This window comes from Bradyrhizobium sp. KB893862 SZCCT0404, from assembly GCF_018130885.1.
Taxonomy (GTDB): domain Bacteria; phylum Pseudomonadota; class Alphaproteobacteria; order Rhizobiales; family Xanthobacteraceae; genus Bradyrhizobium; species Bradyrhizobium stylosanthis.
Genome location: NZ_JAFCLT010000003.1, coordinates 307,848 through 324,556 on the forward strand (window position 1 = coordinate 307,848; position 16,709 = coordinate 324,556).

Here is a 16,709-nt window from a genome sequence, read left to right on the forward strand (position 1 = left end):
TATGATGAGGGGCCACGGTCGCAGATTTGAGGGCCAGTCTACTCATTTGGGCCCCCGTTCTCGGCTTCCGGGGCCAACGACATTTGACGGCGACTCAGTGGACAGCGATGACGCGTCTGAGTTGTTATCCTTAGGACGTATCGGCTCACTACAACAGTTAGAGTCAAAGTTAGACTCTAAGTTAGCGCGAGCGATCGTCGTTTCCGACCAAAGCGTTGACCTCGGTGTGCACTCCCGGAATCCCGATACGGGCACGCCCGGAGTCCCGGTGGCGTGAACGCCCGAAATCCCGAGATGATTCACAGCGCCGTCCACAGGTGCTGTGAATGACTTCGCTGGCAAGATACGCAGTAGTTCTCTGCGTTCCGTGCGTTCGATGCTCAGGCGGTAGCCTGGCAGCGGTTGACGCGCCGCGATCCGACGGAGATCAAATGCGAAGTCAGCGGGCTTGGCGAGACTGCCGGATTTCTTGTGGAGGTGTGCGACCTCGAAGAGCCAGCCTCTCGGCTGACGGCCGGCATGCTTGCGGGCGACGCGGTAGAGCCAGCGCTCGATCCCGCCGGTCAGGCTAAAATAGGCGGGATCGATCGTGAGAACGAGTGAGCGATCGATGACGCCGCGATAGAACCAGTCAGGGAGGACGAATTCCATTCCCTGCACACGACCGTCGCGCGTCGCGCACTCCTCCCACTCATTGATCCAGGAGAATTGGTGGCGCCGCCAATGCTCGCTCTGCCGGATGCTGGTGCGGATGACGGTCGCCTGCAGACGGGCCAACGCTCCCTTCAAGAGCTTGTAGTCGCGGGCCCCAGTCTGCCGGCCGACTGCGGTCAGAAGCTGGTAAGGTGTGAAGCGCAGGAAGCGCGAGGTCTTCAGACCAAGGTTCTCGGCCTCCACAATCTGGCTCGCCGCCCAAATCAGCACGTCGGCATCCCAGATTGTGGCCATGCCGTGCTCGGGAACCGCATAGACCTCGACACGGACGTCGCCGGCCTCATAGAGGATCGGCGCCGTCCGCTTGGCCTTGGCGAGCGAAAAGAACGGCCGCTCCATCAGGTCGCGCTGATCGCGCGGGCTGGCATCGCCCGTGGCGACAACGAAGGGGTCGAGCTTGCTTCGCTCGCTGGGCATGATGAGGCGGTGCGACGACATGGCAGGCGCTGCCTTAGCGATGCGCGTTGCCGGCGGCCCGGGCCTCGACGTAGCGAGGATCCGATGTCGAGCTGCAGGCGGCCTGATCGGCCCACGCCTCGAGATCGCCGATGGCGTAAACGACACGCCCACCGAGCTTGCGGAAGGTCGGGCCATTGCCATGGCAGCGATATTTTTCGAGCGTACGCGGGGAGATGCCGAGGAGGCGCGCGGCCTCGGGGGTGCGCACGTAGCGTGTGGTGAGTTGCGCGGGCCTATCGAGCATGGGAGATCTCCGTCTTGCCTCGAAGCGCCGCGGCCAAGTCGCGGCTTGTCCGGGCCAGAGTGGCGGAGAGTTCAGGCGTTGGGGGTGGACGAAAAACTACGTAGGTTTGTGTCCCCCATCGTCGCAACCAGGCGAAGCCGAGCGCGACCAGCTGGGCGCGGGTTAACTCATCAGGGCGGAAGGCTTGGAGGAATCGGGGAGCCGATCAGAGGCCGCGCAGAAGTTTGAGATAGCCGCGCTCGACCAAAGCGATCGAATCATGAATGAGCCGGTTCGCCTTACGGCGAGCATGCGAATCCTTCCACTCGACCGAACGACGCTGCGCGTGGTCGGACGCAAGCACCTTCGCTGCCACGTCTCGCGGGCCGCCGCCGAGGTCATGGACGTCGAAGGCGTGAAGGAGCTGAATCAGTCGCCGCTTCTGGAACGACGTCAGCCGCAGCGCCGCCGGTAGGAGACCGGTGCGTTGGCCAGCAAGGCGGCGCGCGAAGTGAAGCGCCACGTCGGCACGCAGTTCACCCATGCTATCGAGCGGTACAAGCACGGCGGGACGTTGCGCGGCCTGCTGGTCGCGCAAACGGACATGGAGCTCACCTGAGCCGTCGGCGACAACCAGCTCACGACCGTCAGCGTCTGTCCGCTCGACGATTGGCAGTCCGAAAGCGTTGCGATCGATCGAATGAACGGTCTCGAAGTCTGGCGGCGCGGGCGTCAGGATCAATGTTCCCGGTGATGCCTCGGGCAGCCAAATGGCTGGTTCGGGCCCAACCGGAGAGGCGGGATCATGGGCGACACCGCAACCTCCATCGACGTGCGAAACTAGTTCGGATGGTTTCGGGATCAGCGCCATGGCGCGCGATCTCGCGCTCAGTGCGGGCGAAGTCGCGGCGGTAGTCGGCATTGCGGCGCAGGAACTCAAGGGCGAAGCCCGGACGCTCAAGGCGATTCAGGCGTTCGACGGTCTCCGGCGAGCGCCAGTACGGGGTCGGCATGGTCTGTCTACTCGTCTTTTTGTTCTGTGCCCCGCACCACGTTCCATAAAGACGCTACAAGAGACTAGACCCGGAGGTTGCATCACGCGAGATCGCAATTTGCGTGATTGGGCGCAAACTCACTGCATCCGCGGTTCCAAAAGGTCCTGATATCCGGCTTCCACCATCCATCGCGCGCGAGCGAGATGGCTATCATGGACGTTTTTGGCACGATCTGGTTCGCGCACGGGATCGAGGCCGAAGATCACGCTGACCACCTCACGCCAGTCAGCGCCCTCCTCTTCGGCCATCAACAACCGAACGTAGATTGCAAGATGTTTCTCGTCGTAGGCGTTGACACGATCGGTTATTGGCGGCCGGTCCTGGAATGGCGCTTCGTTCATTGCAATTGCCCCTCAGCATCGCATGCAGCGATTAGAATTCATCTAAGCCGGAACTTTGCAAGCTGGGAAATCGTCGCACGCGATTTGTGCCGTGATGCGCAGACCGCATCGCGGTACCCCCTGGAAGCGGCACACCAGGCCCCAGCCAGAGGCTATGAATAGCACGACTCCGTACGAATCGGAATGATCGTTCCTGGAACGATCGTTCCGATGTGAGTTCCCTTGTCGCCATGGATCTCAAGGAGGTCATGGCGATCAATTTGCGTCGGATACGCCATAAGAAGGAGATGACGCAGGAAGAGTTGGCCGATGGCGCTGGACTAAGTGTCCGTTACGTCGGCGCAATTGAACGCGCCGATGTGTCAGCCAGCGTAACCGTGCTCGGCCGAATCGCCGAGGCGCTAGGGGTCGAGGCAACCGATCTGATCAAACGAACGGCGGTTCATCCTCATCGACCTCGATAACGCGACGAATTTGTGCTCCATCGCAGCCTTGGCACGTTATGAATCAACTCGGCATTGCGTCACGCATAAGTTGATAGGCGACTTTACGTAAATCTGGTCTGTCTCCAGAGACGCATACCTGTCCAGGGACGGAAGGGCGTGCTGAGTGAGATGGAGTGGGCTTTATGACCCTGTACGAGCACTTGCCAGCCAACATCCGCGAAGTCGTGGACGCTTACGTCGCGGACCTCAGGCCCCAACCTTGGCGAATTCGCTTCCTGTTGTTGATTGATCTCCTTCAGGAGAAGTTGGAGAGCGGGGCCGCCGCTGAGCAGTGGCGCCTGCTTCAACAATGGACTGGCATAGTGACGGCGATCTTGGAACACTTGCCGCCTGACAGTTCGGTCGTCGAATGTTTGGGGTTGATGAGCATCAGCTTCAACGACGAATGGCGCGCTCAGGCGCTCGCCCAGATCGAGCGCGATCCCACTGTGCTGGATCAGTTGGTCGCAATTTGCCCCGACTGGGAGGACATCGTCGAGACCGTATTGGAAGCCAATCAAAGACGGCCGATCAAGGCGGGACAGGTTCGCGGTCGCTGATCGCGGTCGATCGGCCATCCGCACCCGATCGCGAAGCTCCGCGCGGCCTGCTCTTGAGCTTAGGGGTGCCCCGCCCGGGCCAGCCGGGGCGGGGCATTGCGGATCGGCTCAGTCGCCGTTGCGACGGTTGGGCCGGGACCAGATCAGGCTGAAGCCCTCGCCCTCTTCATCGGCGAAGAGGTTGGCGAAGATCGGTGCGGTGAAGCTCGGGTCGTCGAGCTTGAGGCCGAGATAATCGCGGCCCTCGTTGGAGCGCTTGGACCAGGCGGCCCCGATCTCCACCCGGCCGACATAGATCCGGTGGCTGGGGGCGTTGTCGCCCGAGCGGCTGGTTTCGGGGACGATGCGGACGTTCCTGGCCTGAAGCGAGAGGGTGACGATTTCGCCGTTGAATTCGTTGTTGCCGGTCTTCTTGAAGGTGCCGATGGTCGCCATGGTAGTTCTCCTTGATCTCTGTTTTCCGAGCCCGCACCTTGCGGCCTCGATGGTGATCGACAGGCCGGAGGCGATCGACGGCGCACCCCGAAGGGGCTCGACAGCAAAGGAGGAACTTTCTTGTCTCGCGAGGAATGACGGCGCGGCCGGCAGGGGAAGAAAGTTTTGACGCCGCTGTTGCGCCATAGGCGGTCGAGGCTTCAGCCGTCCTTCGGCCAGATCAACCCATCGAAGAGGCCGTTTGGTGCGCTCGGCCTAACAGAGCTGACATCAAGTAGGACGCGGCGATCCTCGCGTGCCGCAAAGTCCGGCGAACGAATTCGGCGGAGATTGGCTCCCGTGCTAATTGACCGCGGACGGATCTAAGTTTCCGCGACCGCACTGGAGCAACACACCTATCGAACCGAGTTGCCGGCCGTGTTTGTGAGACGTCACCACTTGGACCAGCGCGCCTCCTCAACAACCGCGGATTGCCTGGCCATACCGCAAAGACTCGAGCCTCGCTGCACGGGCCGCTCTCTAGCGAATGTTCGCGGATGGGCACCGCGAGTGCTCAGGGCGCTTGATCTGATCCAACCCCAACGACCGCGGTTACAATGTTCGCCCTGCGTCAAATCCTGCCCGGTTGGTCCGGGGTGCGGCCATTGCCGTAAAGCGGCCAAACGCAACAGTGACTGTGGTCGCGCCAACGATCGCGAAGATCGTTTGCCAGGTGGACGAAGGCACCGTCATTTGGACGATTCCGTGTCTCAGCTGCGTGCCATACGTGACCACAGCCAAGCGGCTCTCGCGCAATTGCGGGGGCCCTGTGCGGATCAACTCTAGGATATCTCGACCGATCCTTCACTCGAGACCTTTCGATCCGGCACAGCCGTCCTCCGCTATCTCCGTAACTCCAACCTTAACTCTCCGGCCAGTTGTTCGAGTTGCGTCAGCGGCATTTGCTCGCGTTGTGCGTCCTGGAAAATGCGTGCGTGAGCCGGCCGATCATGACGGTGACGGGGCTTGAGGTGACAGTGGAGATGTGGAACCACGTTGCCGAGCAACTCGAAATTCATCTTGATCGGCTTCAACACGCGCCCGAGCGCTTGCCCGGCATCGGCCATGTCTTCGGTGAAGGCCTGCCGTACCGTTGTGTCCAGGTCGTAAAGTTCGATCGCATGTCGATCAAGCACCAGGATACTGTAGCCACGCACGTATTGATTGGCGCCAAGAAACCAGCGCGAGACGCGAAGTCTCGCCACTTCGACCGGATAGGTCGCACGTATCGCTTCGTCCCAGCGGCAAAACTCGCATGAAGTGCCGGAGATACGAGCTTCCCAGCGTTCGTCAAGATTCCAGCCGCTCGCGGCGGGCGATCCATCCTGATTGGAGCTCATCGGAGGTATCGCTTCTCGTTCGCCTTCACGCAGTCCATTCCCTGCAATCGGAAGATCTCTTCAACCGAAGCAATCTCGCGGTCGGCACGATGAATGCCACCGTCCGCCTGGATCGTGGCAAAGATCTTCTGCATGGCGCCTACCGCCGCTCTGATTGCGTGATTTCCATAGATGACCAAGCCGACCTTGCCGCCCAACGCCTGGATCCGTTCCTGGTTCATCTCCGGATATGCCGTCGGCACGAGCACGATCGGTGCGGTTCCGTCCCAGGCCCGAACGAACGCTTCAATCTCGTCCGGTGTCTTTTGTTTTGAATGCACCAGCACCATGTCCGCGCCAGCTTCCTCGTAGGCGCGCGCACGGCGGAGCGCTTCCTCGTTGCCAAGGCCCGCGATGAGCGCCTCGGTCCGGGCAATCAGTAGAAGGTCCGGATCGGCACGCACCGATCGCGCGGCATCGAGCTTTCCTTGAAACTCTTCCAGGCGAACGAGCTCCTGCCGCCCGTCGGCAACCAGGCTGGTCACTTTGGGGAATGTCTTATCCTCCATCACCAGAGCCGCGACCCCCGCGCGTTCGTATTCGCGAACAGTATTCAGGACATTGATGGCGTTGCCGAAGCCGGTGTCCACATCGGCCACGATGGGAAGATTGCAGCTGCCCACCATGGCTCTGACCATGTCGAGGTGCTGTGTCATCGTGACCAGGCTCACGTCGGGCAGGCCGTAGAGCGCAGACAGTTCGAAGCCGGAGGCCCAGATGGCATCAAAGCCGGCTTCCTCGACCAGTTTGGCCGAGAGGGGAGAATGCGCCGCCATCACATGCGCCAACCCCTTCGTCTTGACCGACTGACGCAGCCGTCGTGCCGGTGTATCCATGTCCATCTCCCGTGTTGAAGAAATCGCGGCCGGTTGGGGATTCATAAAGCCTCTTCATTGCTGCGGCGGCACCGAAGCGGTCAAACGCCGCAACATGAAGGGAAGAATTCCGCCGTGAGCGAGGTATTCGGCCTCGACCGGTGTGTCCACGCGGCAAACCACACGGCACAGGATTTCGCTGGCATCGGTCCGCCGGGCTCGTACCAGCAGTCGCTGCTGCGCGGTGATCCCATCAGCCGGACTCTCGATATCGAATTCCTCAGTGCCATCCAGACCCAGACTGTCCGCCGACGCATCGTCTTCGAACTGCAACGGTAACACACCCATGCCGATCAGGTTCGAGCGATGAATGCGCTCGAAGCTCCGGGCCAGCACGGCCCTTATGCCCAGCAATCGCGTGGCCTTGGCCGCCCAGTCGCGTGAAGAGCCGGTGCCGTACTCGTGACCTGCAATCAACAATAGTGGTACTCCGGCGGTCGTGTAACGACGCGATGCCTCGAAGATGCTGATAATCTCACCTCCAGGCAGATGGCGCGTCCATGGTCCCGCACGGCCCGGCACCAGTCGATTGGCGAGGCCGGGATTGGCGAAAGCGCCGCGAAGCATCACTTCGTGGTTTCCACGCCGGGTGCTGAACGTGTTGAAGTCCCGCTCCACGACACCCTGCGCAAGCAGGTAACGCCCAGCCTCCCCCGCCGGGTCAATGCTTCCGGCCGGAGAAATGTGATCTGTGGTGACTGAATCGCCGAGCAGAGCGAGAACACGGGCCCCCCGGATGTCTTGCAGCGCGGGAGGCTGCAGGCCGACATGGTCCAGATGTGGTGGCGGCTTCAGATAGGCGGACGACTGCGGCCAAGCGAAGTGGTTGCCGCCGGCCGCTTGCAGCGATTGCCAGCCGGGCTCACCCAACCAGACCGCCTCCGAAGCCTGACGGTAAATCGAGGGATCCACCGCTGCTCCCATGACGGCGTCGATGCTCGCCTTATCCGGCCAAAGCTCACGCAAATAGACCGGTTCGCCGTCGGGGTCATGTGCCAGCGGCTCATGCTCGAAGTCGATATCGACCTGACCGGCGATCGCGTATGCGATGACCATCGCTGGCGATGCGAGGAAGTTCATTCGCACGGCGGGGTGAATACGGTTCTCGAAATTGCGATTGCCGGAGAGGACCGCGGCGCCCCAGATATCAGCGGCGCGCAACGCTTCTTCCATGCCTTGGACCAGCGGCCCCGAGTTGCCGATGCACGTCATACATCCATAGCCAACGACGTGGAAACGGAGAGCCTCCAGATAGGGCAGCAATCCCGAAGCCTGCAAATAGAAGGAGACTGCCCGCGAGCCGGGCGAGAGGCTTGCCTTGACCCAGGGGCGGATGCCGAGCCCGCGCCGCACGGCGTTGCGCGCGAGAAGACCCGCCATGAGCATGCTCGAAGGATTGGAGGTGTTGGTGCAGCTGGTGATTGCGGCCAGGACGACGGAGCCGTCACGCAGCGGCGGAGCTTGCCGATCGGCCTGCTCTGCCTTGCTTGGTCGCGCCGGCGGCCGCTCCGCGAGCGTCTCCTGAATGCGTTGCCTGGCGTCGCGCAGCGCAATCCGCTGTTGCGGCAGCCGCGGTCCTGCGATGCTCGGTTCGACCGTGCCGAGGTCGAGGGCTACGAGCTGCGAATATTCGGGTTCCGTCTGACCCGGTGCTCGAAACAGTCCCTGCCGTCTTGCGTAAGCTTCGACCAGCCCAATCGTATGTGCCGGACGATGGGTCATCTTCAGATAGTTGATGGTTTGCTGGTCGATGGGGAAATAGCCGACCGTCGCTCCATACTCCGGGCACATGTTGGCAATCGTCGCGCGATCCGGCACCGACAGTGCGTCGAGTCCCGGGCCGCAAAATTCAACGAACTTGCCAACGACCTTGGTCCCGCGGAGCAACTCTGTCACGGTAAGGACAAGATCGGTCATGGTGACGCCAGGCCTAAGAGATCCGGTCAGGCGCACACCGACGATATCGGGCATCAGCATCGATATCGGCTGGCCAAGCATGACGGCGGCAGCCTCAATGCCACCAACGCCCCAACCGAGGATCGACAGCCCGTTGATCATGGGCGTGTGAGAATCGGTGCCGACGACAGTATCGGGATAGGCCCATCGCATCCCGCCGGCTTGCTCCTGCCAAACGACCTGCCCGAGCAGCTCCAAGTTGACCTGGTGGCAGATACCGTTGCCGGGCGGCACGACTTTTAATCCCGGCATCTCGCCCTGAGCCCATTTGAAGAACTCGTAGCGCTCGCGATTTCGCTCAATCTCCCTGACGATATTGTGCTGCAGCGATCGCGCTTGCCCGAAACTGTCGACTTGAACCGAGTGATCGATGACGACCGTTGTTGGACGGAGCGGCCTCACGAGCGAAGGATCACCGCCCAGCCTGTCGACAGCATCCCGCATCGCCGCCAGGTCGACCAGCGCGGCCAGCCCGGTATGATCCTGCATCAACACACGCGCGGGACGAAAGAGAAGCTCTGGTTTTGGACCGGTTGATTTCGTGCCGCCCGCCACGGTTGCGATATGGTCTGCGGTGACCGAATGGCCGTCCTCGTGACGAAGCAGATTTTCCAGGAGCAAGCGCTGGGAATATGGCAGCCGGTCGATGGCGTCGAACCCGCGCGCCTTGAGCGCGCGCAAGTCGTGGATGGCATAGCGGATGCCGTCCACCTCAAGGCTCGATTTGGACCCGAAGCTGTCGCTTTTGAAGACGGAAGGACTCACCGAGCGGGCTCCGCATCGGATGGCAGCGGACCGTCGTAAGCATATGCAAATTTGATCCGCATCGGCTTCTCTCGCGTGAGCTCCTCCAGCGCATGCGCGGCGATACCGGCGCATCGACCCAGCAGGAAGGCAAGCCTGCCGATCGCGGGCTCGAATCCGAGGCCCACCAGAACAGTTGCTATCGCTCCATCCACGTTGATGGGGAGCAGCCGGCCCTTCTCTGCCCGCAACTGCTCCTCGATGGCCAACATCAGTTCGACTGGGCCGCTTGGCAGACGTTCGTCACGGGCCATCGTCCATATCACGGGAGCGCGCGGATCGACATCATGGAAGCGATGGCCAAGGCCCGGCAGCCGCCGGCCCTGCGCGGCGAAGCGCTGCACGATACCACGGGCGATCATCGACGGCGTCGCCCCGGTACGGGTCATCTCGTCCAACCCCTCGCGCAGCACCTGCATCGCCTCTTCACCGGCGCCGCCATGGGCGTCACCTATCGCAAGTAGGCCGCCTGCGACGGCTGCCTCCAATGCGCGCCGGTTACCGCTTGCGATGACTCGCGCCGCAAGGGTGGAGGGCGAGGTCGGCCCGTGATCGGCGGAGGCGATCAACACGGCGTTGAACAGGCGGGACTCCCAGGGTTGCGGCAGGTGCCCCTTGAACAGCAGGAACGCGATATCGCCGAAGTTCCCGCACCGCATCAGCTCCTCGATCTGAACGCCCTTGGTGAAGATGCGCTCCCGGTCGAAGCCGGTGATCGCGCTGCGCCAGGCCCCCATTTCGATTCCGCTGGTCTGCATCAGATCACTCCATCCCGCCGCAATTGCGAAATCTCATTTTCCTTAAGTCCCACGCTGCCCAGCACTTCGCTGGTGTGCTCGCCTAGCGCAGGGCCGACATTGCGGATCCGGCCTGGCGTTACCGACATCCGCGGCAGTGGCGCATGCATGGGGTAGCTGCCGATACTCGAATCGCTCACTTGCTCCACGACACCGCGCGCGACCGCATGCGCGTCTTCCAGCAACTCAGCGACGTCATAGACCGGCGCGCCGGCGACACCGGCGTCGTCGAACATCTTCAGAAGCTGCACCAACTCGAAGCGCGACAATGCTTGCGCCACGATGGCGTCGGTTTGGTCGCCATGGCGGACGCGCGCTTCGTTGGTCTGAAATTTCTCATCCTCCAGCAGATCGCCGAGGCCAATGAGATGGAACAGCTTTTCGGCCATTGCCGGCGTCGATGCCGACAGGGCGATCCACTTTCCATCCTTGGTCTTGTAAGTGTTTCGGGGCGCCGAGTTGGGAGACCGGTTTCCGTTTCGCCTCGCCACTTTGCCCGTGAGCCGCTGAACGGCCGCTACCGGTCCGAGCACCGAGAATATCGGCTCAAGCAACGAAAGATCGATCACCTGCCCCTGGCCAGTACGGTCGCGATGGCGCAGCGCCATCAGGACCGAAAGGGCGCCGTAGAGACCGGAAATCATGTCGGCGATCGGGATCGGCGGCAATGTCGGCGGCCTGTCCGGGAAGCCGGTCATCGCCGCCAACCCGCTCATGGCTTCAACCAGCGTTCCGAATCCGGGCCGGTGCCGATATGGGCCATCCTGCCCCCAGGCCGAGATGCTCAGAATAACCAGGCGGGGGTGATGCTTGAGAATGTCATCGTGGCTCAGGCCCCATTTGGCGAGCGAGCCTGGTACGAAATTTTCGACCAGGACATCTGACGACGCAAGCAGACGATCGAGCAGCTCGCGACCGTCTGTACGTCCGAGATTCAACGTGATGCTGCGCTTGTTGCGGGAGTATTCTCGCCACCAGAGATCCATGCCGCCGTTGCGCCATGCCCGCAGGGGATCGCCTCTACCAGGCTGCTCCACCTTGATCACGTCAGCGCCGAAATCCGCCAATTGCAAAGTTGCCATGTTGCCGGCAACGAGTCGTGAAAGATCGAGGACGCGGATTCCTTCAAGCGGAAGCTGTGTGGCGGCTGTCATGAGTATCCAGTTGGATGTAGAAGTGCTTGCGAATTGGTGCAGCGAGTGAGACTACACATTGTAGACGTCGCGACCCTAGGGCGCTGCAAGCAGGCTGAGAAACACAAATTTCTTGTGCGGGCATCAGCGTCGAATTCGAGGGGACTTGCTTCGTCGAGCGACGCGATCTTCCAGGTCGAATGCGATAACTATGACGGTGCCCGATCACGCTATTGCCGGGGCAAGCGCCTTCGACTGCGTCCAAAAGGACGCTCGGTATCATCCGCCATGATGACGTGTTACTTTTGTCCTGAGAGCCGTGCGCGAAGTGCTCTTACATCAGGTTCGCGACTCGCCCGCGGGAGAGCTCTTCCCGGCAGATGGAAGGATCCCTCGGCCTCACGTTCACTTCCCGTGGCGCCGAACGCCACCGCGTTTGCCGCGCGCAACGCCTTCGCGAAAGCACCGACCACCCTTCGCTTGCCTGTAGCCACGGGCATGACCAGATAGAAGCTGCGATTGAGGGGTGGTCCATCAAGATTGATGGGTGCGAGCGGCGGCCTGAATGGATTGCCCAGCAGCGAGATGCTTGATGTCGCCGACAGACCGATCCCAGCCGCGACCGCAGCCTTGAGCGCCTCCGAACTGCCAAGCTCGGTGACAACCTTGAAGTCGGCGATCTCCACTCCCAGCGATTTGAGATATTGGCCCACTACGCGCCGCGTGCCCGAACCCACCTCCCGCAGCACGAACGGCTCCGACATCAATTCTTCCGGCGTAACCAACTCACGTTGCGCAAATTGATGGTCGGCCGGTGCAATGAACACCACTTCATCGTCGAACAGCTTCTCAATGCTGTATTGTTCAAGATCGACCGGACCGGCGCTGACGATCCCGATATCGACGATACTCCGCGACAGCAGGTCCAGCACGCCTTCACTGTTGCTGATCGAGACTGTGAAGGACACCGCCGGATGAACTTCGCGAAAGAGACGGATGGCGCCTGGAACCGCGACGCGTGCAAGCGTACCGGTGCATCCGACGCGAAGCAGACCATCGTATAGTCCCTTGCTGTGAGAGATCTCGTCTTCGGCCGCGCTGTACAGATCCAGTATCTGCTTAGCATAGCGCACCAGGATCTGGCCCTCCTCGGTGAGCTCGACGGACTTGGCGTCGCGGTGTATCAACCTCGCGCCGAGTTCGTCCTCCAACGATTTGATCTGAAAGGAGACGGCCTGCTGGGTCAGATGCAGCATCTCAGCGGCATTGGTGAAGCCGCCGCAAGTGGCCACCGCATACAACACACGGATACGCTGATCTCTCTTAAGCACAGCCGCCCTCACCGTATCTCGTTTGCCTCAAGCGAATATCCATACCTTGTTTCGCGGCATCCTGACCATTGTGCTACCATGGGGCAAGCCTCTACCCCCATACGCCTTGAGCTTCAATCCGCCTTTGGCGAGCCTGTACTCCCAGCGGTCGCCGACAAATATCGAGTCGACGAGCTCCATCTCGACCGCGTCGGTCGAACCTTCCGGAACGAGACAAACCTCCTCGCTGCGGATAACCGCCCTAGCCATGCAGTCTTCTTTCCGGGCGGCATTTCCCTGGAGGATGCCCGGCAATTCGAATCCGTCGCCAACAATCACGTCCGAGCCATCGGCAGCTCGCTCGAGCCGGCCCTCCACCACGTTGCTGGTGCCGATGAAGCTTGCAGCATAGAACGTGCGGGGATTGGCGTAGAGCGCCTGTGGCGCGCCTCGTTCGACAATGGCGCCCTCCTGCAGCAGCATGATGTTGTCGGCCACAGCCAGCGCTTCATTCTGGTCGTGCGTCACAAGGATGGCACAGATCTGTAGATCCAGGATGAGCTTGCGGATCCAATATCGGGCCTCATCACGCAATTTCTGATCCAGATTGGAGAGAGGTTCGTCCAGAAGCAGGATCTTGGGCCTGTAGACCAGCGCGCGGCAGATCGCGACGCGCTGCTGCTGGCCGCCGGAGAGCTGGGCCGGATAGCGTTGGGCCAGGTGCGCCAGGTCCATCTGCGCCAAGATTTCGTCGATTTTTTGCTGGCGCTCCAAGGCGGGAACGCCGCGCAACCGCAGTCCGTAGGCGACATTGTCCTGGACCGTACGGTGCGGCCAAAGCGCATAGGACTGAAAGACGAATCCAACCTGCCGGCGTTCGGGGGGCACCGAGACATGCGCATCGCAATCGAATACCGAGGCCCCGCCGATCGAAATCCGGCCGGACTCCGGGCGCTCCAGGCCTGCGATGCATCTGAGAAGCGTGGACTTTCCGGATCCTGACGCGCCCAGCAAGGCCGTGACGGTGCCTTTTTCAGCGGAAAAACTCGCATCCTTGAGGACCTGCTGTTGGCCGAGGGTTTTCCGGACGGATTCGACGGCAAGTTCAGTCACGGATGCGTGCTCCCAGTCGCAGGGCCAGGGTAAGTACGGTGACGATCATCAGAATATTCAACAGGGCGAGCACGGCGCCGGGGTTGAGATCACCGCTCTGCGTCAGCGTGACGATCAGCGAGCCCACGATTTCGGTGCCGCTTCCCATGAGATAGAGGCCGGCCGAGTATTCTCGTATGAATACGATCATGATCAGCACAAAGGCTCCGATCAATCCCGGTCGGATAATGGGGACGACAACGTCCATCCACGCGCGGCCGATTGAGGCCCCCGCGACGCGCGCCGCCTCCTCGACTTCGGGAGACACCTGCAGAAGCGTGCTTTGAATGATGCGTAGTCCATAAGAGAGTCCCACGACCATATAGGCCAGCAGGATGCACAGCAGCGTGCCGCGAATTGGAGCCAAGAACGGAACGAAGAGAAACAGCCAGAGGAACGCGAGCCCGACGATGATGCCGGGCAGCGCCCGCGGCAGCAGCGCCAGATAATCGAGCACAACGGCGGAACGGCCGCGATTGCGGTGAGAGGCGAGCGCGATCACAAGATACACGGCGACCGCGATCGCGCCGCCGCCCACAGACAACAGGATGGTATTGCCGATGCTGCGTACCAGCGCAGGCGTGGCAAGAACGTCGCGGAAACTTTGCAGAGAGACCTGCTGCCACAGATCGGTGCCGGCCCCCCACGCCGTGACGAAGGCGCGCACCACGATGCCGCTGATCGGCAAGACGACGGAAACGAGCAGCCATGCGCAGATGATCGACATCGCGAGTATCTGCCCTCTTATGCCAAGGCTTAGGTGGCTGGCACGAGCGCCCTTGCCACCGACGACCGCAAAGCGCTGCGAACGGCGCAGCAGGCGACGCTGCAGCCACACCATGGGCACAGTCATAAGCAGCAGGAAAACGGCAACGACGGCCATCAACTCATACGATGGAGTGCCCATCATGGTCGACAGCTTATAGATGTAGGTCGTGAGCACCGTGATTCCCTGGGGGTCGCCCAGGATCAGCGGGATGCCAAAGACCTCGACACCGAGCAGCACGTTGAGCATCGTCGCAAACACGAGCGCAGGAGTGACCAGCGGCAGGGTTACGTCGACAAGCACGCGCCACGGGCTGGCGCCGCAGCTTTGCGCCGCCTCTTCGAGCTCCGTCGGGAGATTGCGCATCGCGGAGGAAACATACAGGTAGACATGCGGAACGTGGCTCAATCCCGCCACGATGGTCATGCCCGTCAGGCTATAGAGGTTCCAGATCTCCCTCCCGAAGAAGGCGCGCCAGGCGATCGTCAGAAATCCTTGCGGACCGACCGTCACGACATAGCCGAACGCCAGGATCAGCGAGGACAGGAACATCGGTATGAGGATCAGGATTTCCAGGACGCCTTTGAACCTCACGTCGAACCGCGTCATCAGGAACGCCAGCACCGCACCCAACGGCAGGGAAATCAGCACCATGCCCGCGGTGAATATCGCGGTCGTTTTCAGGGCTGAGTAGAAATCAGGATCGGACAGAACGTACCGATACGCCTCCAGGCTGAGCTGCGCTTGCCCGGAAAAGAAGGCCCCATCGAGCAAGCTCTGATACGAAACGAGCATTACCGGCGCCAAAACGACGACTGCCAAGACAAGTGTCACTCCGCGGCGGAACAGCCGCTCATATAGGCCTTCCGATGGACGCCATCGCATACGCCACCGTAGCCCGGGAGACGAAATGCCCGAATTTGGGTAAGCGGCGGTCACCTTCCTATCGCCTTTTTCCAATCACGGACGAATGCAAGGCGTTTGCCCTTGTCGATATTCTCGAGAAGCGTTTCGTCGAGCTTGATCGGCTCGACGTTCGCGCCGGTGATGTCCTTCAGCTCTCGAAGGGATGACGAGCCCTCGTCACCGCGGGCCGCAGGCAGGCCATTGGCGGCAAGGATAGACTGCCCCTCGTGCGACAGCATGAAGTCTTGAAGAAGCTTTGCGGCATTAGGTCGCGGCGCACGCGCGTTGATGAACGACACGCGCATGCAAGCGGTGAAATTGCTGAGAAAATGCGCACGCAAATTCGGGTTCTTGGCCTGGATTTCCAGCGCGTATGAACCGTTGATGTGAGTGGCGAGCACGTTCTCGCCTGATGTCACGGACTCCATGACATTGGCTGAGCTGACATAGGTCTTTGCGCCTGCCTTTCCCATCGCTGCGATGAGTTTCCAGTAGGGCTGCGGGTTGAGCTTGGCGTCGTTGGCATGAAGCATGTAAGCAAGCCCGCTCTTCTCGGCATCGGTCGTGGCAACCCGCCCCTGGAGTTTGGCCGACTCCGAGACGAAGCGGGCGAGATCCGCATAGGTGTGGGGCACTTCGTCAGGTTGCAACATGCGGGTATTGTAGGCAAATCCGACGGGTTCAATCGAGGTCGCGAACAACGCATCCTTGTAGCGGGCCCAGTTCGGTAGCGCGCTTGTCTCCTCGGATACGTAGACCTGCGCATGACCTGCGACCTGTAGCGCCATCTGCAGGTCCGTTGATGCGCTCCATACCACGTCTGATCGCACCTGGTTTGCCGCGGCCTCTGCGATCACCTGGCTGTAGAGATTGCTGGTCGCAAGCGCGTTCTCCTCTACCACCACTCCGAATTTGCGTGTGAACGCTTTGAACATCGGCTGAGAATATTGCGAGTCCGTCGTGCTGTAGATGACGACTTTCCCTTCGGCCTGTGCAGCCTTTACGAGAGCCGAAGGCGACGATTGAGCGCGGGCCTTCGCAGTGAGCAATCCTGTAAAGGCGGCTGCGCCCGCGCCGAGAACGATGCCTCGCCGACTGATGAGGGGAGAGCTCGGAGCTTGGTGGCCCGACCTGTCTGCGTTTCTGGAAATGGTCCGTCTCCCTTTGGCATCGGTGATTTTCACCTATTAATTTAAGAGGGAGATGGCGGCGCCTAAATTCTTCTTGTGTCTCTACAAGCAATGAAATCCAGGGATCGCGAAGGTATAGCTTAGAACTGCACAGACAAAATACAACTGTCATCAAAGCTTCACATTACAT

17 protein-coding genes are annotated in these 16,709 nt (G+C 61.1%); 2 read left to right on the forward strand and 15 right to left on the reverse strand.

Features of this window, described 5'->3' with window-relative positions; all coding sequences use genetic code 11:
* Positions 1-42: 42 nt before the first annotated feature.
* From JQ617_RS15450 to JQ617_RS15465, 5 genes are all read right to left on the reverse strand, one after another.
* Entirely contained in the window at positions 43-1,152 is a 1,110-nt protein-coding gene (locus JQ617_RS15450; protein ID WP_249157129.1) for a replication initiator protein A, read from the reverse strand.
* Positions 1,153-1,165: 13 nt separating this feature from the next.
* Complete coding sequence (locus tag JQ617_RS15455) at positions 1,166-1,417, reverse strand: helix-turn-helix transcriptional regulator (RefSeq protein WP_212027066.1); 252 nt, start codon at positions 1,415-1,417, stop codon at positions 1,166-1,168.
* Between the two features lie 205 nt (positions 1,418-1,622).
* A complete protein-coding gene (locus tag JQ617_RS15460; RefSeq protein WP_249157130.1) occupies positions 1,623-2,267 on the reverse strand; it encodes a DUF2285 domain-containing protein in 645 nt (214 codons plus the stop codon).
* Positions 2,200-2,409, reverse strand: coding sequence for a transcriptional regulator domain-containing protein (locus tag JQ617_RS39995; protein WP_249157131.1), 210 nt, complete (start codon positions 2,407-2,409; stop codon positions 2,200-2,202). Before JQ617_RS39995 ends, JQ617_RS15460 begins: the two co-directional genes overlap by 68 nt.
* 119 nt (positions 2,410-2,528) lie before the next feature.
* Positions 2,529-2,792: a DNA -binding domain-containing protein gene (locus tag JQ617_RS15465; RefSeq protein ID WP_212027067.1), complete on the reverse strand. Its 264-nt coding sequence runs from the start codon at positions 2,790-2,792 to the stop codon at positions 2,529-2,531.
* A gap of 230 nt (positions 2,793-3,022) precedes the next feature.
* Here JQ617_RS15465 and JQ617_RS15470 point away from each other — a divergent pair, with 230 nt between their 5' ends.
* Positions 3,023-3,256, forward strand: a complete 234-nt coding sequence (locus tag JQ617_RS15470) for a helix-turn-helix domain-containing protein (protein ID WP_212027068.1) — start codon at positions 3,023-3,025, stop codon at positions 3,254-3,256.
* A 164-nt stretch (positions 3,257-3,420) separates the two neighbouring features.
* Complete coding sequence (locus tag JQ617_RS15475; RefSeq protein WP_212027069.1) at positions 3,421-3,837, forward strand: hypothetical protein; 417 nt, start codon at positions 3,421-3,423, stop codon at positions 3,835-3,837.
* 108 nt (positions 3,838-3,945) lie between these two features.
* Here JQ617_RS15475 and JQ617_RS15480 read toward each other — a convergent pair whose 3' ends face one another.
* From JQ617_RS15480 to JQ617_RS15525, 10 genes are all read right to left on the reverse strand, one after another.
* Positions 3,946-4,272 (reverse strand): DUF736 domain-containing protein, encoded by a 327-nt coding sequence (locus tag JQ617_RS15480; RefSeq protein WP_011084751.1) that lies wholly within the window; start codon positions 4,270-4,272, stop codon positions 3,946-3,948.
* Between the two features lie 881 nt (positions 4,273-5,153).
* Complete coding sequence (locus JQ617_RS15485; protein ID WP_212027070.1) at positions 5,154-5,651, reverse strand: HIT family protein; 498 nt, start codon at positions 5,649-5,651, stop codon at positions 5,154-5,156.
* On the reverse strand, positions 5,648-6,526 hold the full coding sequence (locus tag JQ617_RS15490; RefSeq protein WP_212027071.1) for a phosphonopyruvate hydrolase: 879 nt from the start codon (positions 6,524-6,526) through the stop codon (positions 5,648-5,650). The genes JQ617_RS15485 and JQ617_RS15490 overlap by 4 nt, the downstream gene beginning before the upstream one ends.
* A gap of 54 nt (positions 6,527-6,580) precedes the next feature.
* On the reverse strand, positions 6,581-9,286 hold the full coding sequence (acnA, locus tag JQ617_RS15495; protein WP_349630619.1) for an aconitate hydratase AcnA: 2,706 nt from the start codon (positions 9,284-9,286) through the stop codon (positions 6,581-6,583).
* Positions 9,283-10,083 carry a citryl-CoA lyase gene (locus JQ617_RS15500; protein WP_212027073.1) on the reverse strand — a complete coding sequence of 267 codons (801 nt, stop codon included), beginning with the start codon at positions 10,081-10,083 and terminating at the stop codon, positions 9,283-9,285. Before JQ617_RS15500 ends, acnA begins: the two co-directional genes overlap by 4 nt.
* Positions 10,083-11,276: a CaiB/BaiF CoA transferase family protein gene (locus JQ617_RS15505; RefSeq protein WP_212027074.1), complete on the reverse strand. Its 1,194-nt coding sequence runs from the start codon at positions 11,274-11,276 to the stop codon at positions 10,083-10,085. The genes JQ617_RS15500 and JQ617_RS15505 overlap by 1 nt, the downstream gene beginning before the upstream one ends.
* A 278-nt stretch (positions 11,277-11,554) precedes the next feature.
* Positions 11,555-12,586 (reverse strand): LysR substrate-binding domain-containing protein, encoded by a 1,032-nt coding sequence (locus tag JQ617_RS15510; RefSeq protein ID WP_212027075.1) that lies wholly within the window; start codon positions 12,584-12,586, stop codon positions 11,555-11,557.
* A gap of 27 nt (positions 12,587-12,613) precedes the next feature.
* Positions 12,614-13,678, reverse strand: a complete 1,065-nt coding sequence (locus JQ617_RS15515; RefSeq protein WP_212027076.1) for an ABC transporter ATP-binding protein — start codon at positions 13,676-13,678, stop codon at positions 12,614-12,616.
* Positions 13,671-15,305, reverse strand: coding sequence for an ABC transporter permease (locus JQ617_RS15520; protein WP_249157132.1), 1,635 nt, complete (start codon positions 15,303-15,305; stop codon positions 13,671-13,673). Before JQ617_RS15520 ends, JQ617_RS15515 begins: the two co-directional genes overlap by 8 nt.
* Positions 15,306-15,418: 113 nt before the next feature.
* Positions 15,419-16,573 (reverse strand): ABC transporter substrate-binding protein, encoded by a 1,155-nt coding sequence (locus tag JQ617_RS15525; protein WP_212027077.1) that lies wholly within the window; start codon positions 16,571-16,573, stop codon positions 15,419-15,421.
* Positions 16,574-16,709: the final 136 nt, after the last annotated feature.

Bases quoted from the DNA above. Each gene is read 5' to 3' on its own strand.
- JQ617_RS15505 (WP_212027074.1), bottom strand. From the start codon at position 11,276: ATGACAGCCGCCACACAGCTTCCGCTTGAAGGAATCCGCGTCCTCGAT.
- JQ617_RS15485 (WP_212027070.1), bottom strand. From the start codon at position 5,651: ATGAGCTCCAATCAGGATGGATCGCCCGCCGCGAGCGGCTGGAATCTT.
- JQ617_RS15470 (WP_212027068.1), top strand. From the start codon at position 3,023: ATGGATCTCAAGGAGGTCATGGCGATCAATTTGCGTCGGATACGCCAT.
- JQ617_RS39995 (WP_249157131.1), bottom strand. From the start codon at position 2,409: ATGCCGACCCCGTACTGGCGCTCGCCGGAGACCGTCGAACGCCTGAAT.
- JQ617_RS15490 (WP_212027071.1), bottom strand. From the start codon at position 6,526: ATGGATACACCGGCACGACGGCTGCGTCAGTCGGTCAAGACGAAGGGG.
- JQ617_RS15460 (WP_249157130.1), bottom strand. From the start codon at position 2,267: ATGGCGCTGATCCCGAAACCATCCGAACTAGTTTCGCACGTCGATGGA.
- JQ617_RS15465 (WP_212027067.1), bottom strand. From the start codon at position 2,792: ATGAACGAAGCGCCATTCCAGGACCGGCCGCCAATAACCGATCGTGTC.
- JQ617_RS15500 (WP_212027073.1), bottom strand. From the start codon at position 10,083: ATGCAGACCAGCGGAATCGAAATGGGGGCCTGGCGCAGCGCGATCACC.
- JQ617_RS15480 (WP_011084751.1), bottom strand. From the start codon at position 4,272: ATGGCGACCATCGGCACCTTCAAGAAGACCGGCAACAACGAATTCAAC.
- JQ617_RS15475 (WP_212027069.1), top strand. From the start codon at position 3,421: ATGACCCTGTACGAGCACTTGCCAGCCAACATCCGCGAAGTCGTGGAC.
- JQ617_RS15455 (WP_212027066.1), bottom strand. From the start codon at position 1,417: ATGCTCGATAGGCCCGCGCAACTCACCACACGCTACGTGCGCACCCCC.
- JQ617_RS15450 (WP_249157129.1), bottom strand. From the start codon at position 1,152: ATGTCGTCGCACCGCCTCATCATGCCCAGCGAGCGAAGCAAGCTCGAC.